The organism is Proteus sp. G2618 (assembly GCF_009915995.1).
Lineage (GTDB): Bacteria > Pseudomonadota > Gammaproteobacteria > Enterobacterales > Enterobacteriaceae > Proteus > Proteus terrae.
This window is the reverse complement of the sequence record NZ_JAABNI010000026.1, coordinates 96,909-116,297: the sequence shown is the minus strand read 5'-3', so window position 1 is coordinate 116,297 and position 19,389 is coordinate 96,909. Positions and strand designations below refer to the sequence as shown.

Sequence of the window (19,389 nt, the reverse complement as noted above, 5' to 3'; positions counted from 1 at the left end):
GATCGTAATTTTTATCCTGAATATACCAAAATCACTATTTTTCACCACTACAATAATCATACGTGACTTGTTTTATCCATCTTGCGCTTTTTTGCTTTTTATGATGTTAGAAGGCAGACTGTGATTATCTTATGTATTTAGTGCCTACTTTATTTTGGAGCTTTTTATGATTGACTTATATTATGCAGATACCCCAAATGGCCAAAAAATAACGCTTTTTCTTGAAGAAACAGGCATACCTTATCAGTTACATCGCATTGATATTAGTAAAGGCGATCAATTTAAGCCTGAATTTTTAGCAATTTCACCCAATAATAAAATTCCCGCTATTGTAGATAACTCACCGGTTGATGGGGGTGAACCTATCTCTATTTTTGAATCAGGTGCTATTCTTATCTATCTAGCTGAAAAAAGTGGCAAATTGATTAGCCAAAATTTACGAGAAAAAACAACACAACTACAATGGCTGTTTTGGCAAGTGGGTGGATTTGGCCCAATGTTGGGGCAAAATCATCACTTCACTCGTTATGCCACAGAAAAAGTCCCTTATGCGATTAAACGTTATACTGAAGAAACACAGCGTTTATATAGCGTATTAGAGAAAAGGTTAGCGCAATCACCTTACCTTGGTGGACAAGAGTACAGCATCGCGGATATCGCCACATATACATGGGTTCGTCGACACGAACATCATAACATTGATTTGGCAAATTACCCTGCGGTAGAAAAATGGCAAAACAACATTACCCAACGCCCAGCTGCGAAAAAACTCTTTGGTGAATAAACGCAATTCATATATCAGGATGATATTTATTCTTTATTAGGCAAGATGATCAGGAGGATGGTGATGAAAATACTTATTACAGGTGGTACAGGATTAATTGGCAAAGCATTAGTGTGCGAACTTGCACTATCTAATAATGATATTACGGTGCTTTCTCGTTCACCTCAAAAAGTCTATTCGCATTTTTGTAATGAGATCACCTGTTGGACTCAACTCAACGATAAACAAAATCTTAATGAGTTTGATGCCGTTATTAATCTTGCTGGAGAGCCTATTGCTGATAACCGTTGGACACCTTCTCAAAAACAGAAACTCGTTAATAGCCGTTGTCATTTAACCCAGAAATTGGTTGATTTAATTAAAGCCAGTGATCCCCCCCCTGCTGTTTTTATTTCTGGCTCAGCGGTGGGATTTTATGGTGATCAAGGTGATACTCGAGTCACTGAAGAAACACCAGCAAATCCAGAGTTTACACATGAGCTTTGTGCAAAATGGGAACGTATTGCACTTGAGGCTCAAACACCATTAACACGAGTTTGCTTGTTACGTACAGGGATTGTACTTTCAACACTCGGTGGCGCGTTGCCTAAAATGAGCAAACCCTTTAAGCTAGGGTTAGGCGGCAAATTGGGAAGTGGGAAACAATATATGCCGTGGATCCATATTGATGATATGGTCAATGCGATTATTTTCTTGCTTAAGAACCAAGATACTAAAGGCGCTTTTAACTTAACAGCACCTGATCCTGTAAAAAATAAAGAATTTACTCGTCTATTAGGAAAAGCCTTTAATCGCCCAGCCTTAATGACAGTGCCTGAAAGCATATTACGTTTAGTGATGGGAGAAAGCGCCACATTAGTGTTAGGTGGGCAACAAGCCATTCCTGAAAAACTACTTAATGCTGGCTTTAAATTTCGCTACCCACATTTAGAAGAGGCATTAAAAGATATTATTACCACAGGAAAATAATCTCTTTTTATCCCAAATAGATATTCTACCGAATAGATACTCTAAATATTTCAAGGTGTAGCTAGGCGACAAGTAAATGAGTCACTAGGTGCATACAATAGTGCGAATGAACGCAGTCAACAACGCTACAACTTGAAGTGTACGACTAAATACTTAGCGAGCAGGCTTATCGCCTTCCCATCGTTGAAACAAATCATCAGGTAAATCAATCTCAAACTGATCAAGTACACGATTAACAGTCTGATTGACAATATCATCGATGGTTTTAGGCTGAAAATAGAAAGCTGGAACAGGAGGCATAATCACTGCGCCTAACTCAGAAGCTTGTGTCATTAATCGCAAATGACCTAAATGCAGAGGCGTTTCACGCACACATAACACTAACTTACGCCCTTCTTTTAATACCACATCCGCAGCACGAGTCACTAAGGTATCTGTATAGCTATGAACAATACCTGACAGGCTTTTGATTGAGCAAGGTAATATAACCATTCCATTGACACGAAACGATCCTGAAGAGATAGAGGCGCCAATATCGCGATCGTCATAAATCACATCCGCTAAAGCATGGATATCTTTTAGCGAATAATCGGTTTCTAATGAAATAGTACGACGTGCAGCTTGGCTAATGACTAAATGTGTTTCAACTGATGGCACTGATTTCAGTATCTCTAATAAACGTATACCGTAAATTGCACCACTGGCGCCGGTTAGCCCAACTATCAGCTTTTTCATTATGATCCTCAGAATATATACCTTTGTTAATCATTATGATGATTAACCCTCAAAAAACAAGCGTCGATGCAGAACACGCTGGCATCGACGCTTTATAAGAGGGATATCTTACCGAAAAATTAGCCTTCGTTATAGATTTCCAAATTTTCTATTTCATTCTGATCACGAATTTTATGTTCATCATCACGACGTAGATTTTCTAAATAATCCAAGTAATCTTGGTCAATATCTTTTGTAATATAAACACCGTCAAACACAGAACATTCAAACTGATTAATATCAGGATTCTCTTCTTGTACTGCGGCAATTAAATCAGTGAGATCTTGGAAAATAAGCCCATCAGCACCAATTAATTTGCGAATTTCATCCACTTCACGCCCATGAGCAATAAGCTCATTAGCATTTGGCATATCAATGCCATACACATTAGGGAAGCGAACTTCTGGTGCGGCTGATGCAAAATAGACTTTCTTCGCACCTGCTTCTCTTGCAAGCTCGACGATTTGCTCTGACGTTGTGCCACGTACAATCGAGTCATCAATCAACAGAACATTTTTATCACGAAACTCTGCACGATTTGCATTCAGTTTACGTCTAACCGATTTACGACGCTCTTGCTGACCCGGCATAATAAAAGTACGACCAACATAGCGATTTTTTACAAAACCTTGGCGATAAGGTTTATTGAGAATATGTGCAATTTCTAAGGCAATATCACAAGATGTTTCAGGAATTGGGATCACAACATCAATGTGTAAATCATCCCACTCTTTCGCAATTTTAGCGCCTAATTTCTGCCCCATGCGTAAACGCGCATTATAAACCGAAATTTTATCGATAAAGGAATCGGGGCGAGCAAAGTAAACATACTCAAATAAACAAGGCATTAATTGCGGATTTTCAGCACATTGGCGCGTAAAAAGTTGTCCTTGTTCTGTGATATAGACCGCTTCACCTGGTGCCACATCACGTAAGAATTCAAAACCTAAAGTATCAAGTGCAACACTTTCAGATGCGACCATATATTCATGGCGACCATCTTCTAAGGTACGTTTACCTAATACTAAAGGACGAATACCAAAGGGATCACGAAAAGCCAGTAAACCATGACCGATGATCAAAGCAACACAAGCATAAGCACCGCGTAGTTTTTTATGCATTGCCGCAACGGCTGCAAAAATATTATCAGGTTCAAGAGGGAAATGGTCAAAACGGTCTAATTCATATGCCAATACATTAAGCAGAATTTCAGAATCAGAGGTGGTATTGATATGGCGACGCGCTGTTTCAAATAATTGGCGACGTAATAAATGCGCATTGGTTAAATTACCATTGTGCGCCAACGTAATACCAAAAGGTGAATTCACATAAAAAGGCTGCGCTTCTGATGCACTAGAACTACCCGCAGTAGGATAACGGACATGCCCTATCCCGATAGTACCTTTTAAACGCAACATATGACGGGTTTCGAACACATCTTTAACCAGTCCGTTCGCTTTGCGAAGACGGAAACCATTGTTACCGTCTATCGTTGCAATTCCTGCTGCATCTTGACCTCGGTGTTGTAACACCGTTAACGCATCATAAATTGATTGGTTTACTGGATTAGCTCCAGCGATACCGACAATACCGCACATGAATAGATCCTCATCAGCCAGACGGAGAGGTTATATTCTCTCCGACACGAAACTTGACGCATTTTGCAGGTAGTCAAAGAACCACCTAATAATATGGTTGAATTGAGGAATAAGCTCAGAACGTTGCCAATCAGCGCTATCTGCCATAGGCGTAAATGCACCTAAAACAAAAAGTAATGCTGAGACTATCAGCACGCCTCTTAAAGCCCCGAAACAGACCCCCAATACACGATCTGTACCTGATAACCCTGTGCGTTGAACAAGAGAGCTAATCACATAATTCACAACAGCACCGACAATCAGTGTCGCAATAAATAACGTGACTATCGCAATCCCGTTACGAACCAGCTCATCTTCAAACCGGGTAAAATAGACGGCAAGATAAGGATAAAACTGACTAGCAACAAAGAAACCACAACCCCAGGTGATGAGTGACAATGCTTCACGAACAAAGCCACGGATCAGGCTGACTAATGCAGAAAAACCAATAATGGCAATGATGGCGTAATCTATCCAGACCATAAATTCTTTATCCAATAATGATGCTCCGCATTAATACGGAAGCATTCTAACAGAAAACGAAAACGTTTGCGTAATGCTAATTTTCGCTAATTTCAAAATAATTTACGGCGATATGAAAAATCATAATCGCCGCAATAAGTTAACGCTTTGTTACATCACTCATCTGATGACTCGTTTAGAAAAAATTAAGGCTTATATGCCCTTACCTCACCTTGTAAGCCCGTAAGCTCTTTTAAATGAGGCAAAATCGCCTGTAATTCTGATTTAGATGCACTAGGGCCGATATAAATTCGAGTTACTTGCCCTGCAACTGGGCGGGCAGGGATGGTGTATACCGGATAACCTGAGAAATGCATTTTCGCAATAATTTCTTCTACCTTCGCCGCATTTTTCAACGCACCTAATTGAACAACCCAAGCCTCACCTTTCGGTGGCTTGGTTTCTTGCACCGGTGGCGCTGGTGGTTGTACAGGTGGCGTAACCACAGCAGGAGGCTCTGGTGTAGGTGTTGGTTGTGGTGTTTGTAATGGTGGTGTAACAGGTACAATAGCAGGTGATTCAGATATTGTACCTGTAGATTGCTCAACACCTGTCACTGCTTCAGAAATCATACCTTCAGACGCACCTTCTGACGGAGTAGAAGGCACTGCGGTTTGCTCTATCGGGGCAATAGATTCTATTTCTTGCTCATCACCGGGTTTGGGTACTAAAGGAATAGAGGCGAACTGGTCTTCGTTATATTTCTTATCGCCGTCGAGCAGTGCAGGTAAAAAAATAACCCCTACTGCCACCAATACAACGGCACCGACTAAGCGATTTTGAAATTTACTTGCCACCCACACACTCCTTTTCCAAAAGTTCCATCACATGCGCGACAGTATGAAATGAGCCACAAACCACAACAATATCGTTTGGAGTAGCATCAGACATTGCTTGTTGCCATGCATTTTCAACACTATCAAATACCATTGGTTTCTCAAGATGTTGAGCTAATACCTCAGCAGAAGCGCCACGAAACTCATTAAGTGGAGCAACATACCAACTATCAGCCAATGGTGTTAAGCACGCTAATGTTCCTGCAATATCTTTATCACCCAGCATACCAACAACAATACGCACCTGAGTATCAGATTTTTGTGGTAATTGTGATAATTTTTCCGCTAAATATCCTGCTGCATGAGGATTATGAGCCACATCAAAGATAACCAAAGGATGTTGAGAAATTACCTGAAAACGACCCGGTAATTGTGCGCGAGACATACCTTCAACAATACTTTGCTGCGTTATTGCTTGACTGATTTTATCATCAGACTTGAGCAAGCAACGAATAACGCCCATCGCTGTCGCCGCATTGGCTAATGGAATATTAGGGATTGGCAACGCATCAAATTCACAATCAGCACAACGCCAATGCCAGTGATCACGTTCAATAGCAAAAGACCAATCCATTCCCCGACGGAAAAGCTTAGCCTGTTTTTCATTGGCAACTTCAGCAATGGAGTGAGGCATATCTGGCTCACCCACAACGGCGTAGTGATTAGCACGGAAAATACCAGCTTTTTCGTGGCCAATATGCTCTCTATCTGCACCTAACCAATCAGTATGATCGAGTGCAATACTTGTGATAGTAGCAATATCCGCATCAACGATATTCGTCGCATCTAATCGACCGCCTAATCCTACTTCAAGAATAACAACATCAAGTTGTGCTTGTTGAAATAACTTCAGCGCAGCTAGAGTGCCATATTCAAAAAAGGTCAGCGAGATATCGCCTCTAGCTTGTTCAATTTCTGAAAAAACTTCACAAAAAGCATCTTCGGAGAGTTCTTTGCCTTGAATACGGATACGTTCTGTATAACGAACAAGATGAGGAGAGCTATAAACACCGACTTTCAACCCTGATGCCATCAAGATTGACTCTAGCATATGACAGGTTGTGCCTTTCCCATTTGTACCTGAGACCGTAATTACCTTAGGTGCAGGACGTAACACGTTTAATATTTTCCCTACCTTGCCTACTCGTTCTAGCCCCATATCAATGGCGCTAGAATGCAAATGTTCAAGATAAGAAAGCCACACCGACAAAGGCGATGTGGCTTTAGGAGCTGTTATGATATTAGACATCTTCTTTTTTATTCGTTTCGATGTTAATTTCTGGCTCGTTGTCTGTAGATTCAATTTCATCAGCAATCATTTCTTCACCGATGATTTCATCTTCATTTTCATCTTCAACTAAATCAAACTGAGTCAGCTTAGCCAGTAATTCAGCCAGCTCATCACGCATTTCAGGACGACGAACAATCATGTCGATCGCCCCTTTCTCTAACAGGAACTCACTGCGTTGGAAACCAGCAGGTAATTTTTCACGTACTGTTTGTTCAATAACGCGAGGGCCTGCAAAACCAATCAGAGCTTTAGGTTCAGCAACGTTGATATCACCTAGCATCGCTAAACTTGCAGAAACACCACCCATTGTAGGGTCAGTCATTACTGAAATATAAGGTAAACCACGCTCTTGCATTTTTGCTAATGCTGCACTGGTTTTCGCCATTTGCATTAATGACATCAGCGCTTCTTGCATACGCGCGCCACCACTTGCTGAGAAGCAAACTAATGGGCAGTTATCTTCTAATGCTTGTTCAACAGCACGAACAAAACGCGCACCTACAACAGAAGCCATTGAACCGCCCATAAACGCAAATTCAAAGGATGCTGCAACAACGGGCATCTTTTTCAGCGTTCCTTTCATCACTATTAATGCATCTTTTTCTTGTGTCTGTTTTTGAGCAGCGCTGATTCTGTCTTTGTATTTTTTAGAGTCGCGGAATTTCAGAATATCTTTAGGCTCTAATTCGCTGCCTAATTCTGTTGTGCTTCCTGTATCAAGAAAAGTCTCAAGGCGACGGCGCGCTGAAATGCGCATATGATGATCACATTTAGGGCAAACCTCTAAATTACGCTCTAATTCTGCGCGATAGAGTACCTGCCCACAGCTGTCACATTTAGTCCAAACCCCTTCAGGGATATTGGCTTTACGTGAACTTGTGATAGTGCTTTTGTTTAAAATTTTTTCAATCCAGCTCATTAATGGACCTTTTCGTCTGAATCTGACCTTCGCCAGTAAAATTATTGTTAGCGTATCAACCACAATGCACTGGCTGTGTGGTTAGCAAAGTTTATGATGATACCGCTTACTGAATTTCAGCGCATCTCTTTATTATGGCTATTCTACGGCAAAAACTTATGATAACTGCTCAAACCTCTTTGTTATCACTTTCTTTCTTTGCTTTTGCACTCGCTCTGCGGTGGCGTAAGATCTCAATAACGCCCGGTAAAATAGAAATAACAATAATGGCAACAATTAGCAATTTTAAGTTCTTTTGAACTATATCTAAGTCACCAAAAAAGTATCCTGCATAAGTAAATAGCAGTACCCATACAATTGCCCCAGTAACATTATAAAAGGCAAAATGACGATATGACATTTTACCCATTCCTGCAACGAATGGTGCAAAAGTTCGGATAATCGGCACGAATCTTGCCAAAATTATCGCTTTACCACCATGCTTTTCATAAAAAGCATGAGTTTTATCTAAATATTCACGACGGAAAATCTTTGAATCCGGCTTACTAAATAGTTTCTCACCAAACAGTCGCCCAATAGAATAGTTAACAGCATCACCTAAAATGGCGGCACAAAGTAACAGTAAAACAATAATATGAACATTCACATCATTGGTTTCTAATGAAGCTAAAGCACCTGCAACAAATAATAAGGAGTCTCCGGGTAAGAAAGGCGTTACCACCAACCCTGTTTCACAAAAAACAATAAGAAACAAAATGGCATAGACCCATGTACCATATTGTGCAACAAGCTCTGCTAAATGCGCATCAATATGTAAAATAAAATCAATTAGAAATTTAATTAAATCAACAAATTGCGTTAATATTTCCATAAATCCTCAGAAAACTGGGTGTCTTTATGATTGAGATATCTCAATAGGGTTATCCGCTAAAAATAGTGGGCCCATTGCAGGTTTTGGTAATTCAAAATGATCAGGATAATCAACAGAGACCAAATACAATCCATTCGCTTTAGCTGTTGCTGCGGCTTTGGTTCTGTCTTTTAAAGCTAATAATTCAGCCATCCAAGTAATATCCTGATTGCCACACCCTATTTCTAAAAGGCTGCCAACAATATTTCTCACCATATGATGAACAAAAGCATTCGCTTTAATATCCACAACAACATAGTCACCATATCGAGAAACATTAACATGTATAACATTACGCCACGGCGTTCGTGATTGGCATTGAACAGCCCTGAAAGAGGTAAAATCATTTTCACCCAGTAAACATTGTGCTGCTTGGTGCATACGTTCAGCGTCTAAAGGATAATGAAAATGTGTCACTCCAGATGACAAGATAGCAGGACGATAACGATGATTAAAAATCACATAGCGATAACGTCTTGCCGTTGCACTAAAGCGAGCATGAAAATCATCAGAAACTGTTTTTACCCAACGTATTGCGATATCCGCAGGTAAATGAGTGTTAACACCCATTGTCCAAGCAGGATCTTTACGGTGTGCAGTTGTTTCAAAATGGACAACTTGCCCCGTTGCATGTACTCCAGCGTCAGTTCTTCCCGCACAAAACACAGATATAGGTTCATTAGCCACTTGTGAAAGTGCTTTTTCTAACCGTTCTTGTACACTACGCACTTCATTTTGGCGTTGCCAGCCATAATAACGGCTACCATCATATTCAACGCCTAGAGCAATTTTGATTGTTGTGCTTTCAGAAATAACCGCTGACTCAGTCAAGGATTGTTCTGTTACTTCAGCACTCTCTTGCGCATTCATTAGTAAAACTGCTCCTGCATTAACTGCTCAGCTACTTCGACAGCCATTAATGCCCCACCAAAGCGCACGTTATCTGCGACTGACCAGAATTGTACAGCTTCTGGCATACCATAATCATTACGGAAACAACCTAAATTTAAGCTCACATTACCAGATGCATCGGTAACTTGAGTTGGAAAATCATTTTCATCACTGATATTAAGATCTTCATTTTCTTGTAATGTTTCACGCGCTTCATCACTACCCATTGGGCGTGAGGTTTCTAATTGTACTGACTGTGCATTACCATAGAAAACTGGCGCTTGCAGTGTAGTAATAGAGATTGGCAAGCCTTCGTCTTGTAAAATTTTACGAATTTGGTCAACCATGCGACGCTCTTCTTGTATAGAGCCTTCGTCATCAACCATTAAAGGTAAAATGTTAAATGCTAACTGTTTATTAAAACGACCTAATTCAGGAGGAATACCATTAAGTAGACGAGCACTTTGACCTGCCAGTTCATCTACGGCTTGTTTTCCAAAACGAGAAACTGACATTAAGTTTGTCACGCTAAGGCGCGTTAAACCCGCAGATTCTGTTAATGGATTAATGGCCCGTAATAATTGGCTCACCATACTATCTGCAATTGAAACAATATTACGAGTACGATATTCCGCAAGCATTGCACTGTTCACACCCGGAACAACCAATGGCACATCCCAATCCATTGCAAAGATGCCACTACAATCAATGACAATACAGCCAGCATCAGCCGCTTGTTGTGCATATTGCGCGCTGATCTCTGCCGGTGCAGCAAAGAAAGCTAATTGAATATCAGCCCATTCGATATTGTGAATACCTTGAACTGCAACACTTTTGCTGTTTACACGCACTGATTTCCCAATACTATCTTCACTTGCGATTGCTGTTAATTCACCAATGGGAAATTCACGCTCTTGTAGCAGTTCTAAAATCGCTTCACCAACAGCACCTGTTGCACCAACAACTGCAATATTCCAACCTTCTCCCATAAGATATCCTCCAATACTATAAAATTTTTAAAATAATATTTTGCTTTATTTGTGTGTAGTGCTTTTATGTGTCGCACTAAAACCAATTGCATTTAATGTGTCAACGGTGGTTTTATTGTCACAAATAACGTGTAGTGAAGACCACTCACGGCGTACAGGGTAAAATTTGCGTAATTTATCAAACTCCCCTTTTATTCCTGCCACTTTTCGTAATGGAGCATCATCACGACGCACATCATAAACAAGATGAATAAGTTGTTTTAAAAGTGTTTGTGTTAACTCGCCTTGCACAGAAATGGTGGAAATAGTAGGTGCAGGCAACAACGTTGATAATTCAACAGTTTGAGGCTGACCAATAAAATCACAATAAGCTTCGAAAACCTGAGTTGTACCGCGCGCCTTACCTTCTAAGGTATAACCTGCAATATGTGGTGTTGCGATATCAACTTTATTTAATAACTCAATAGAAAGATCTGGTTCTGGCTCCCAAACATCCAATACAACGCGTAAGGATTTGCCGTTCTTAAGTACAGACAATAATGCTTGATTATCAACAACCTCACCACGGCTCGCATTAATTAAAATGCGTCCTTCAGGTAAATTTTCGAGGTTACTCTCATTTATTAAATGATAAGTTTTGTATGGGCCTGATTTATTGAGAGGTGTATGGAAAGTTAGAATATCTGCTTTTTCTAACAATGTTTCCAATGGGTGAAATTCTTCATCATCACCATTATCCGCTCTTGGTGGATCGCAAAGTAAAACATTTACACCTAATGCACGAAGGCGTGTTGCTAATCGCCCCCCCACATTTCCCACACCAACAATACCGACAACTTTATCGGTTAATTGAAAGCTATCTTGCTCTGCAAGCATCATCAGTGCAGAAAATACGTATTCAACAACCGCTATAGCATTACAGCCTGGGGCAGATGAAAAACCAATTTGTTGTTGTTCTAACCATGCAATATCGACATGATCGAAACCCGCAGTCGCAGTTCCAACAAATTTCACTGGCTTGCCTGATAATAAGGATTCATTGACTTTAGTAATTGATCTCACCATTAAGGCATCAGAATCATTAAGCTCATCAATAGGTAATGGGCGACCAGAAACAGCTTTTACCTCACCTAATTGGCGGAAAAGTTGTTCCGCATAAGGCATATTTTCATCAACCAGAATTTTCACGGCGTTATCTCACTGATTTGGTATTTATGTGTGTAAGCAATCAATCGAAAAATAAAATTAAGCGGTCTATTTTGCCACTTATTCACAGCAAAGCCTATTATTGACAGTAAAATCCGCCTAGATTTTAAGTAAATATATGAAAAGAAAGCTTAACAATTGGGTAATCGACGAAAACGCTCTGGTGTTGTGCCAGCAAATTGTTGAAACATCGCAATAAATGAAGACGAAGAGCTATATCCCACATCAAATGCAATTTCATTCACGCTTTTCCCTTGCTCTAATAAAGAAATTGCATGTAAAAAACGTAGGCGTTTACGCCATTCGCTAAAAGACATACCTAATTCCTGTTGGCAACGACGAGAAAGTGTTCTTTCTGAGGTATAACGCTTTTTAGCCCATTCTTCTAACGAGGTGTTATCTGCCGGATTTTGCTCTAATACAGAAAGTATAGGGGCAAGTAATTTATCTTTAGAGGAAGGTAAATAAGTATGATGTATTGGTGAAGATTTAAGTTGATCAATCAGTACTTGGGCTAAGCGAAAATCTTCTTCTGTTTGTGGTTTACACACACCACGATGGAAAAAGTCAGAAAATATGGTTGAAAAAATAGCACTCAATTGAATCAAACAAGGTTTATCTAATAGTCCTTCACACCAATTCGGCGCGATATCTAGTACCTTAAAAGAGAGTGTTTTTTTATTGTAACTGGCATGCCCTACATTTTTGGGGATCCATACACTAAACTCTGGTGGCGCCAAAAATCGCTGTCCCCCAGCTTCTAAATCCATAACACCAGAAATTACATAAAGTAGCTGACCAAAATCATGTTGGTGATAAACAAACTCTGTTTCAGCTAATAGTTGCTCATCACGAAATCGAACCGTATCTGGATCAGACAATAACCATTGCATTTTTTGTTGTTCAATTGTCATCTTTATGTTGTTCTCTTGTCATGTTGTCTTTATTGGCCTATCACTTGTCTGGTTTTCATTATATATATCTAATCAGACAGGCTTACAATAGCGACCTGGTTTAAAAATAGATGTGAGAATAATGAAAAACGCAATTTTTCCGCTTTTAGCGGTGCTAATCTGGTCCATTAATGCAGTCGTTAATAAAGCAGCCGCGTCTGTTATTGATCCCGCTGCAATCTCTTTTTATCGTTGGTTCCTCGCCTTTTTAATTATGACACCTTTTTTGATTATGCCTGTTTGGCATCATCGTAAAACCGTCAAACAATATTGGTGGAAATTATTTATTCTTGGTGCATTGGGGATGGTGATGTACCAAAGTTTAGCTTATTATGCAGCGCATTATGTTAGTGCAACATTTATGGGGATTTTGAATTCTCTCATCCCATTATTAACCGTTATCATTAGTATTTTTGTTTTACGTGTTGTACCGACAATAGGTATTGTTTTAGGCACAGTGCTTTCAATTAGTGGATTAGTTTGGCTAATTAGCCGTGGCGAACCTTCTCAGTTGCTTTCACAAGGTTTAGGTTATGGTGAACTGATGATGTTTATTGCTTCGGCGTCATACGCCCTCTATGGTGTATTAACAAAACGCTGGTCAATTGCGCTGCCAAACTGGCAATCACTTTATGTGCAAATTGGATTTGGTGTTCTGTTATTATTGCCAAACTTCTTTCTTGCCGAAAGTGTTGCGTTAACAAAAGATAATATTGGATTAGTTGTCTTCGCAGGTATCGGTGCTTCTATTCTTGCACCTTATTTATGGATTTTAGGTGTGATGAAATTAGGTGCAAATACGACCTCTATTTTTATGAACCTAATGCCATTATTTACTGCAATGATCGCTATCGCGCTTCTTGGTGAAGAAATGCATAGTTATCACTTAGTGGGTGGTGGTATTGTGTTACTTGGCGTGCTCTTAGTGCAACAACTCAGAACGCCACTGAATTTCCGACGCCAGTCTGCTCAGAAGAAAGCAGATTGTCGCCAGGAGATGTGAGTCAATGTCAAAAAGACAACAATAAAAAAATGCCGGCTAAATTCTTAGCCGGTCACATTCATAATGTTAGGTTTAATAAATAAAACTGACACAAGAAATCAAAGTATAAAATATAAAGTAATACAAGTATCCGTGGCAAACATTACCAACTTTTATATTAAATAGCTCCTACTTATTTGTAATAAAATAATCCAGATCAATTTTTTTGCGCTCTTTTTGTCTTATTCAACCACTCCGTTCTCCTAACCCTATATAAAACAAAACATTTAATGATTTTGGGTAAAATTAAATTAAACGATTGAAATAAAATGGACCTAATTTAATTTTCTCAATGTAAACAACACATTAACAAAAACAGTCTATTTTATTAGAATAATAAAATGAGTAACTATTAGGAAAGGCATTTTTAATGCGTTATTTATATAATCTTTTTTTAATGATTTTTATTCGAAAGATATCTTTATTAGAATAATAAATTATTTTGCATAATGAATTTAAAATAGAAAAGCAGACTCCATTTAAATGAAGCCTGCTTTTTTTAATAAGAAAATATAAGTATATCTAACTATTTTTTATATTTACTCATGACTAGTGAAGCATTTGTACCACCAAAACCAAAGCTATTTGACATTACAGTCTCCAGCTTCTGTTCTGTTGGTTGAGTAATGATGTTCATACCCATTGCTTTATCGTCTAATTCTTCAATATTGATGCTTGGTGCAATAAATCCATGCTCTAACATCAGTAAGCTATAAATTGCTTCATGCACACCAGCCGCACCTAATGAGTGACCAGTCATTGCTTTTGTTGCTGAGATAGCTGGTGTATGCGAGCCAAACACTTCTGTGATAGCTTCAAGCTCTTTTAGATCGCCAACTGGCGTTGAAGTACCGTGTGTATTGATATAATCAACTTTATCAATACCTTGCATCGCCATTTGCATACAACGCACCGCACCTTCACCTGAAGGAGCAACCATGTCTGCGCCATCAGACGTCGCACCATAACCTACGACTTCACCATAGATATGTGCACCACGCGCTAATGCGTGTTCTAGCTCCTCAACAACCACAATACCGCCACCGCCTGCGATAACAAAACCATCACGATTTTTATCGTAAGTACGAGAAGCTTTGGTTGGCGTTTCGTTATATTTAGTTGAGAGTGCGCCCATTGCGTCAAATTCGCAGGTCATTTCCCAACTTAACTCTTCACCACCACCAGCAAATACAACATCTTGTTTGCCTAACTGGATAAGCTCAACAGCATGACCAATACAGTGTGCAGATGTTGAACAAGCAGAACTGATTGAATAGTTAACACCTTTAATTTTGAAAGGAGTTGCTAAACAAGCTGAAACGCCTGATGCCATTGCACGAGTTACCATGTAAGGACCTACGCCACGTAGGCCTTTTGCTCTCATGCCATCAGAACCTTGGACTTGGTTACGTGGAGAACCACCACCAGAACCAACGACTAAGCCAGAACGAATATTAGAAACTTGGTCTTCAGTCAGACCTGAATCAGCTATCGCCTCTTGCATAGATAAATAGGCATAAACCGATGCGTCGCTCATAAAACGGCGGATTTTACGGTCAATAAGACCTTCAGTATCAAGCTTAACGTTGCCCCAAATGTGGCTACGAAGCCCCATCTCTTTAAATTCTTCTGAGAAAGTTATCCCGGAACGACCTTCTTTTAAAGAATCCAGCACTTCTTTCTGGTTATTACCAATGCTCGAAACAATACCCAGACCCGTGATCACTGCGCGCTTCATTCATACCTCTTTACAATAATAGTTGTAGCTGCGGGATTTCTGAGTAGCACTTTAGCGTACAGTTGTACGCCGAACAAGTCCGATCAGGATCTTTTTTACAAAAATACAGATAAGCTGATAAAACACTTTCCCCCTTTAAGGCTGGCACAAGCAACCTAACGGCGCTAAGATATTAGTTAATTTTTTCGAGAAATACAGGCAGTTCCGTGAATAATAGCCCGATAAATACTGCGTCTTTAAGTTGGAATGAACTTGGTACGCCTATCTCTGAACAATTTGGCGATATTTACTTTTCAAACCAGGACGGTCTAGAAGAAACTCGACATGTGTTCTTACATGGAAATCATTTTCCATTACGTTTTGGTACACATGTACGCTCTGAATGTGTTATCGCAGAAACAGGATTTGGTACTGGACTTAATTTTTTAACATTGTGGCAAGCTTTTGAGCAATTTAGGCAAACATCCCCTGACTCTCGTTTAAAACGTCTTCATTATGTTAGTTTCGAGAAATTCCCTCTTACAAAAAGTGACTTACAATCTGCACATTGCCATTGGCCTGAACTGGAAAAATATTCACAAGCGCTTTGTTCTCAATGGCCATTAGCCATTGCGGGTTGCCATCGTATTATTCTCGCTGATGGAACAATTACATTGGATTTATGGTTTGGTGATATCAATATCTTGTTACCCCAAACTCGCCAAGCACTACATAATAAAGTGGATGCCTGGTTCTTAGATGGTTTTGCACCTTCTAAAAACCCACAAATGTGGAGCGAAACTCTCTTTCAATCGATGGCTGATTCAATGCGGGAAAACGGTACATTTGCAACATTTACCGCCGCAGGGATTGTCAAACGAGGTTTGCAAAGCGTTGGTTTTGAGATAAATAAAATCAAAGGATTTGGCCAAAAAAGAGAGATGCTGACAGGTATTTTTCCACATCCTCCATCTCCTGAATTTCTCCCTTACTATGCCAGACCAAGTGCAACCAAAGCACAGAACATTGCAATTATAGGCGGTGGCATTGCCAGCACATTTACCGCGCTTTCCTGCCTAAGAAGAGGTGCCAATGTCACCTTGTATTGTGAAGATAAACAACCCGCAACTAATGCCTCTGGTAATCGACAAGGTGTCTTATATCCTTTACTCAATGGCAAATCCGATGAACTAGAACAATTTTTTACAACCGCATTTTTATTTGCTCATCGCACTTATGACAACCTAAGTAAAGCAGGCATTCCTTTTTCACATCAATGGTCTGGCGTTGCACAAATTATTTATAACGAAAAAGTTCGTAAAAAAGCACAGAGAATTATCGATAATTCCATACCCTTTGCTCAAATAGCGTGTTACCTCGATGAAGACGAAGTCAATAAACTCAGCGGATTAGACGTTAATTATGATGCTTTGTTTTACCCACAAGCGGGCTGGCTTTCACCGACTGAGCTCACAATCAATACATTAAAATACGCTGAAAAATTAGGGTTAACGTTGCGATTTAATCACCAAGTTACTCAAATAAGCGCACAAGAAGCATTTTGGCACTTGGAGATTGTTCATCACGATGGCGAAGGTACGACACAACTTCAATCACAACATGATTGCGTTATTTTAGCAAATGGGCATCGAATTACCGATTTTAGCCAAAGTGCAAAATTACCTATTAGCGCAGTCAGAGGGCAAGTTAGCCATATTCCAACAACAAAAACATTATCAAAACTAAAAACTGTGCTTTGTTATGATGGCTATTTTACACCTGTTGATCACCAAGATAATTTGCATTGTGTAGGAGCAAGCTTTCGCCGCGATAGATTAGATTTAGTAGTCTCAACGCAAGAGCAAGAAAATAACCAAACTCATCTTACACAGTGTTTATCAAAAGCGCCTTGGGTTAAAGATGTTGATTTTAGCCGAAATGAAGCTCGAATAGGTATTCGTTGCACTATACGTGACCACCTACCGTTATTAGGCGAAGTACCTGATTTTGAAACACTACGAGTGGCATATACGCATTTAGATAGATTTAAACGTAGAAAACAAACGCCAGCTTTAGCCCCTGCTTATCCTCAACTTTATATTATCAGTGCATTAGGCTCTCGTGGATTATGTTCAGCGCCTTTATCAGCCGAAATTCTTGCAAGCCAAATTTTTGACGAACCCTTTCCGGTTGAAGATAATGTATTAAATGCCTTACATCCTAATCGTTTTTGGGTAAGACCATTACTGCGTGGGAAGCCAATTGAAGTGGAATAAATGTATAAGCAACCAACCTCGGTTGCTTATTTTTTACTTTTTGATTACCTCGCTATTATACCCAAGATCACCATGTCCAAAGAGAAGCTAAACCTCAAACTTCATTGCACAGCGCGTTTCTTTTACAAACCCCCCCCTTTCAACTTCATCGTCTAAGATTTCTTGCAAAGAATGAGGGATCTCGCTTTCTGGTAAAATAGAAAAACCTAAACGTTGATAATACGGTGCATTCCAAGGAACATGGCGAAATGTCGTCAACGTAACAGAATCAAACTTATGTACTTTTGCTTTATCTTTTACTTTTTGAATAAGTAACTTACCAATCCCCCTATTTTGCCAATCTTGGCTCACTGAGAGTTCATAGATAAATAAGCTTTCTGGTAAAGCAGTCGTCATGATAAAACCAACTGGCTCGTTATCACCATTAACTGCTACCCAATGCCCTTGCTGATCAATAAACGCTAAATGTTTTTCAACACTTTGTACGCCACTTTCACTTATCCAACGTAAGTCTTCTAAAGTACTAAAGAGTTGTCCTGCTGATTGCTCAATAGCAGGCAATTTAGTGGCATCATCGATTTGTGTTTGACGGATCGTAATATCGTTATTTTTTATTTTGTTTTGTGTTGTTGTCATCTCTTTTTCCAGCTCAGGTATTTTTATACTTTTATGCTTAATTTATTAAAAAGCCATCCTGTTGGATGGCTTATGTTAATACTAAAATAGCTTCTTATTTTTTAAGTCGTTAATCTTTAGGTAATATACCGTAAGATTGGAACTTCTGAGTCTCTATAATAAAACGATTATAGTACATATTGTCTTCTACTGAATCCTTCACCACACGGTTACTATAAGCACGAACAACAGCAAGTGTCGCCTTATGAAGTTTATCTTTTAGTGTGTTATGGATCTTCGGATCATCACTTTCTTGAACTTGATTTAATAATGAAACAAGCTCTTCTGCTTCAGCTTGAATATCAGGATCAGTAAATTCTGCTGCCGGTAACATATAGTCTAAATCCAGATTAACAGAATCGTTATATTCATCTTCTTGAGTAAACGGCTCTAAATCTTTGTTGTATTCTGCTGAAATATATTTAATAAATTCTGGTTTATCAAAGCATTTATTTTTTATGCCACCATTATTATTTTTATTGCGAGTGCGGATTTCATTAGGAAATGGCTCGCCTAAAGCATAAGTACACTGAAAGATATTACCATCGATTAATGTGGCATTAGTGCTACGCACTGGCAGTTCAAATTCATAACCATTAATAATAACGGGGTAATCGACAGGTTTAAATTGATCTGTTTTTCCTTTTACTGCATAAACTTCTGAAAGGGTGTAATACATAAAATTATCAGGATTTAGTATGCCACCATTATTCTGCTCATAAACCATAAATCGAGCATCATTACCGGCACTATCTTTTAAACTATGCTCACCAGGTGACAGGGTTATATAACCATTCTTACCCGGTTCAACCTGATATTCTTTATCATCGACACTAAAACTAATGACTTTTTCGCTTGGATTACTGTAATAAAACTTATTTTTTTTATTATCTAAATCAAATTGATCACAAGCCGATAAAAATAAAACTGCGCTAGTCAGTAGGCCTATTTTAAAGAAATTTTTCATCGTATCGTTATCCTTATCATAAATATTCTAT

The 19,389-nt window shown here is 39.2% G+C and carries 18 protein-coding genes; 4 read left to right on the top strand and 14 right to left on the bottom strand.

Annotation, left to right across the window (positions count from 1 at the left end; translation table 11 throughout):
• Positions 1 to 166 precede the first annotated feature (166 nt).
• Both GWJ01_RS17100 and GWJ01_RS17095 read left to right on the top strand, forming a co-directional pair.
• Positions 167 to 784: a glutathione binding-like protein gene (locus GWJ01_RS17100; protein WP_075670610.1), complete on the top strand. Its 618-nt coding sequence runs from the start codon at positions 167 to 169 to the stop codon at positions 782 to 784.
• A 63-nt stretch (positions 785 to 847) separates the two neighbouring features.
• A complete protein-coding gene (locus tag GWJ01_RS17095; RefSeq protein WP_161711368.1) occupies positions 848 to 1,753 on the top strand; it encodes a TIGR01777 family oxidoreductase in 906 nt (301 codons plus the stop codon).
• A 153-nt stretch (positions 1,754 to 1,906) separates the two neighbouring features.
• On the opposite strand, the gene GWJ01_RS17090 is transcribed toward GWJ01_RS17095, so the two are convergent.
• From GWJ01_RS17090 to GWJ01_RS17040, 11 genes are all read right to left on the bottom strand, one after another.
• Entirely contained in the window at positions 1,907 to 2,488 is a 582-nt protein-coding gene (locus GWJ01_RS17090) for a UbiX family flavin prenyltransferase (RefSeq protein WP_006533335.1), read from the bottom strand.
• 119 nt (positions 2,489 to 2,607) lie between these two features.
• Positions 2,608 to 4,125, bottom strand: a complete 1,518-nt coding sequence (gene purF / locus GWJ01_RS17085) for an amidophosphoribosyltransferase (RefSeq protein ID WP_075670606.1) — start codon at positions 4,123 to 4,125, stop codon at positions 2,608 to 2,610.
• Positions 4,126 to 4,155: 30 nt separating this feature from the next.
• A complete protein-coding gene (gene cvpA / locus GWJ01_RS17080) occupies positions 4,156 to 4,647 on the bottom strand; it encodes a colicin V production protein (protein ID WP_023581692.1) in 492 nt (163 codons plus the stop codon).
• Between the two features lie 185 nt (positions 4,648 to 4,832).
• Positions 4,833 to 5,483: a cell division protein DedD gene (dedD, locus tag GWJ01_RS17075; protein ID WP_161711367.1), complete on the bottom strand. Its 651-nt coding sequence runs from the start codon at positions 5,481 to 5,483 to the stop codon at positions 4,833 to 4,835.
• Positions 5,473 to 6,771, bottom strand: a complete 1,299-nt coding sequence (gene folC, locus GWJ01_RS17070; RefSeq protein ID WP_161711366.1) for a bifunctional tetrahydrofolate synthase/dihydrofolate synthase — start codon at positions 6,769 to 6,771, stop codon at positions 5,473 to 5,475. The genes dedD and folC overlap by 11 nt, the downstream gene beginning before the upstream one ends.
• Positions 6,764 to 7,732 (bottom strand): acetyl-CoA carboxylase, carboxyltransferase subunit beta, encoded by a 969-nt coding sequence (accD, locus tag GWJ01_RS17065; RefSeq protein ID WP_109393043.1) that lies wholly within the window; start codon positions 7,730 to 7,732, stop codon positions 6,764 to 6,766. Before accD ends, folC begins: the two co-directional genes overlap by 8 nt.
• Positions 7,733 to 7,901: 169 nt before the next feature.
• Complete coding sequence (locus GWJ01_RS17060) at positions 7,902 to 8,603, bottom strand: DedA family protein (protein WP_098942343.1); 702 nt, start codon at positions 8,601 to 8,603, stop codon at positions 7,902 to 7,904.
• Between the two features lie 24 nt (positions 8,604 to 8,627).
• Complete coding sequence (gene truA, locus GWJ01_RS17055; RefSeq protein ID WP_109401847.1) at positions 8,628 to 9,512, bottom strand: tRNA pseudouridine(38-40) synthase TruA; 885 nt, start codon at positions 9,510 to 9,512, stop codon at positions 8,628 to 8,630.
• Positions 9,512 to 10,522, bottom strand: a complete 1,011-nt coding sequence (locus GWJ01_RS17050; protein WP_109393041.1) for an aspartate-semialdehyde dehydrogenase — start codon at positions 10,520 to 10,522, stop codon at positions 9,512 to 9,514. Before GWJ01_RS17050 ends, truA begins: the two co-directional genes overlap by 1 nt.
• 45 nt (positions 10,523 to 10,567) lie before the next feature.
• Positions 10,568 to 11,710, bottom strand: a complete 1,143-nt coding sequence (gene pdxB / locus GWJ01_RS17045) for a 4-phosphoerythronate dehydrogenase PdxB (protein ID WP_161711365.1) — start codon at positions 11,708 to 11,710, stop codon at positions 10,568 to 10,570.
• A gap of 149 nt (positions 11,711 to 11,859) precedes the next feature.
• Positions 11,860 to 12,642 (bottom strand): AraC family transcriptional regulator, encoded by a 783-nt coding sequence (locus tag GWJ01_RS17040; protein WP_109393039.1) that lies wholly within the window; start codon positions 12,640 to 12,642, stop codon positions 11,860 to 11,862.
• A gap of 121 nt (positions 12,643 to 12,763) precedes the next feature.
• Here GWJ01_RS17040 and GWJ01_RS17035 point away from each other — a divergent pair, with 121 nt between their 5' ends.
• Positions 12,764 to 13,684, top strand: coding sequence for a DMT family transporter (locus tag GWJ01_RS17035; RefSeq protein ID WP_109393038.1), 921 nt, complete (start codon positions 12,764 to 12,766; stop codon positions 13,682 to 13,684).
• Positions 13,685 to 14,249: 565 nt separating this feature from the next.
• On the opposite strand, the gene fabB is transcribed toward GWJ01_RS17035, so the two are convergent.
• A complete protein-coding gene (gene fabB, locus GWJ01_RS17030; protein ID WP_088495099.1) occupies positions 14,250 to 15,461 on the bottom strand; it encodes a beta-ketoacyl-ACP synthase I in 1,212 nt (403 codons plus the stop codon).
• 206 nt (positions 15,462 to 15,667) lie between these two features.
• Between fabB and mnmC the strand changes: the two genes are divergently transcribed.
• On the top strand, positions 15,668 to 17,716 hold the full coding sequence (gene mnmC, locus GWJ01_RS17025) for a bifunctional tRNA (5-methylaminomethyl-2-thiouridine)(34)-methyltransferase MnmD/FAD-dependent 5-carboxymethylaminomethyl-2-thiouridine(34) oxidoreductase MnmC (RefSeq protein WP_161711364.1): 2,049 nt from the start codon (positions 15,668 to 15,670) through the stop codon (positions 17,714 to 17,716).
• A gap of 87 nt (positions 17,717 to 17,803) precedes the next feature.
• Here the strand turns inward: mnmC and GWJ01_RS17020 are convergent, their stop codons facing one another.
• Both GWJ01_RS17020 and GWJ01_RS17015 read right to left on the bottom strand, forming a co-directional pair.
• On the bottom strand, positions 17,804 to 18,352 hold the full coding sequence (locus tag GWJ01_RS17020; RefSeq protein WP_161711363.1) for a GNAT family N-acetyltransferase: 549 nt from the start codon (positions 18,350 to 18,352) through the stop codon (positions 17,804 to 17,806).
• A gap of 109 nt (positions 18,353 to 18,461) precedes the next feature.
• Positions 18,462 to 19,358, bottom strand: coding sequence for a hypothetical protein (locus GWJ01_RS17015; RefSeq protein WP_109401850.1), 897 nt, complete (start codon positions 19,356 to 19,358; stop codon positions 18,462 to 18,464).
• Positions 19,359 to 19,389 lie beyond the last annotated feature (31 nt).

Coding starts and splice junctions, on each gene's coding strand:
- GWJ01_RS17100 (WP_075670610.1), top strand. CDS start 167: ATGATTGACTTATATTATGCAGATACCCCAAATGGCCAAAAAATAACG.
- GWJ01_RS17095 (WP_161711368.1), top strand. CDS start 848: ATGAAAATACTTATTACAGGTGGTACAGGATTAATTGGCAAAGCATTA.
- GWJ01_RS17090 (WP_006533335.1), bottom strand. CDS start 2,488: ATGAAAAAGCTGATAGTTGGGCTAACCGGCGCCAGTGGTGCAATTTAC.
- purF (WP_075670606.1), bottom strand. CDS start 4,125: ATGTGCGGTATTGTCGGTATCGCTGGAGCTAATCCAGTAAACCAATCA.
- cvpA (WP_023581692.1), bottom strand. CDS start 4,647: ATGGTCTGGATAGATTACGCCATCATTGCCATTATTGGTTTTTCTGCA.
- folC (WP_161711366.1), bottom strand. CDS start 6,771: ATGTCTAATATCATAACAGCTCCTAAAGCCACATCGCCTTTGTCGGTG.
- accD (WP_109393043.1), bottom strand. CDS start 7,732: ATGAGCTGGATTGAAAAAATTTTAAACAAAAGCACTATCACAAGTTCA.
- GWJ01_RS17060 (WP_098942343.1), bottom strand. CDS start 8,603: ATGGAAATATTAACGCAATTTGTTGATTTAATTAAATTTCTAATTGAT.
- truA (WP_109401847.1), bottom strand. CDS start 9,512: ATGAATGCGCAAGAGAGTGCTGAAGTAACAGAACAATCCTTGACTGAG.
- GWJ01_RS17050 (WP_109393041.1), bottom strand. CDS start 10,522: ATGGGAGAAGGTTGGAATATTGCAGTTGTTGGTGCAACAGGTGCTGTT.
- GWJ01_RS17040 (WP_109393039.1), bottom strand. CDS start 12,642: ATGACAATTGAACAACAAAAAATGCAATGGTTATTGTCTGATCCAGAT.
- GWJ01_RS17035 (WP_109393038.1), top strand. CDS start 12,764: ATGAAAAACGCAATTTTTCCGCTTTTAGCGGTGCTAATCTGGTCCATT.
- fabB (WP_088495099.1), bottom strand. CDS start 15,461: ATGAAGCGCGCAGTGATCACGGGTCTGGGTATTGTTTCGAGCATTGGT.
- GWJ01_RS17020 (WP_161711363.1), bottom strand. CDS start 18,352: ATGACAACAACACAAAACAAAATAAAAAATAACGATATTACGATCCGT.
- GWJ01_RS17015 (WP_109401850.1), bottom strand. CDS start 19,358: ATGAAAAATTTCTTTAAAATAGGCCTACTGACTAGCGCAGTTTTATTT.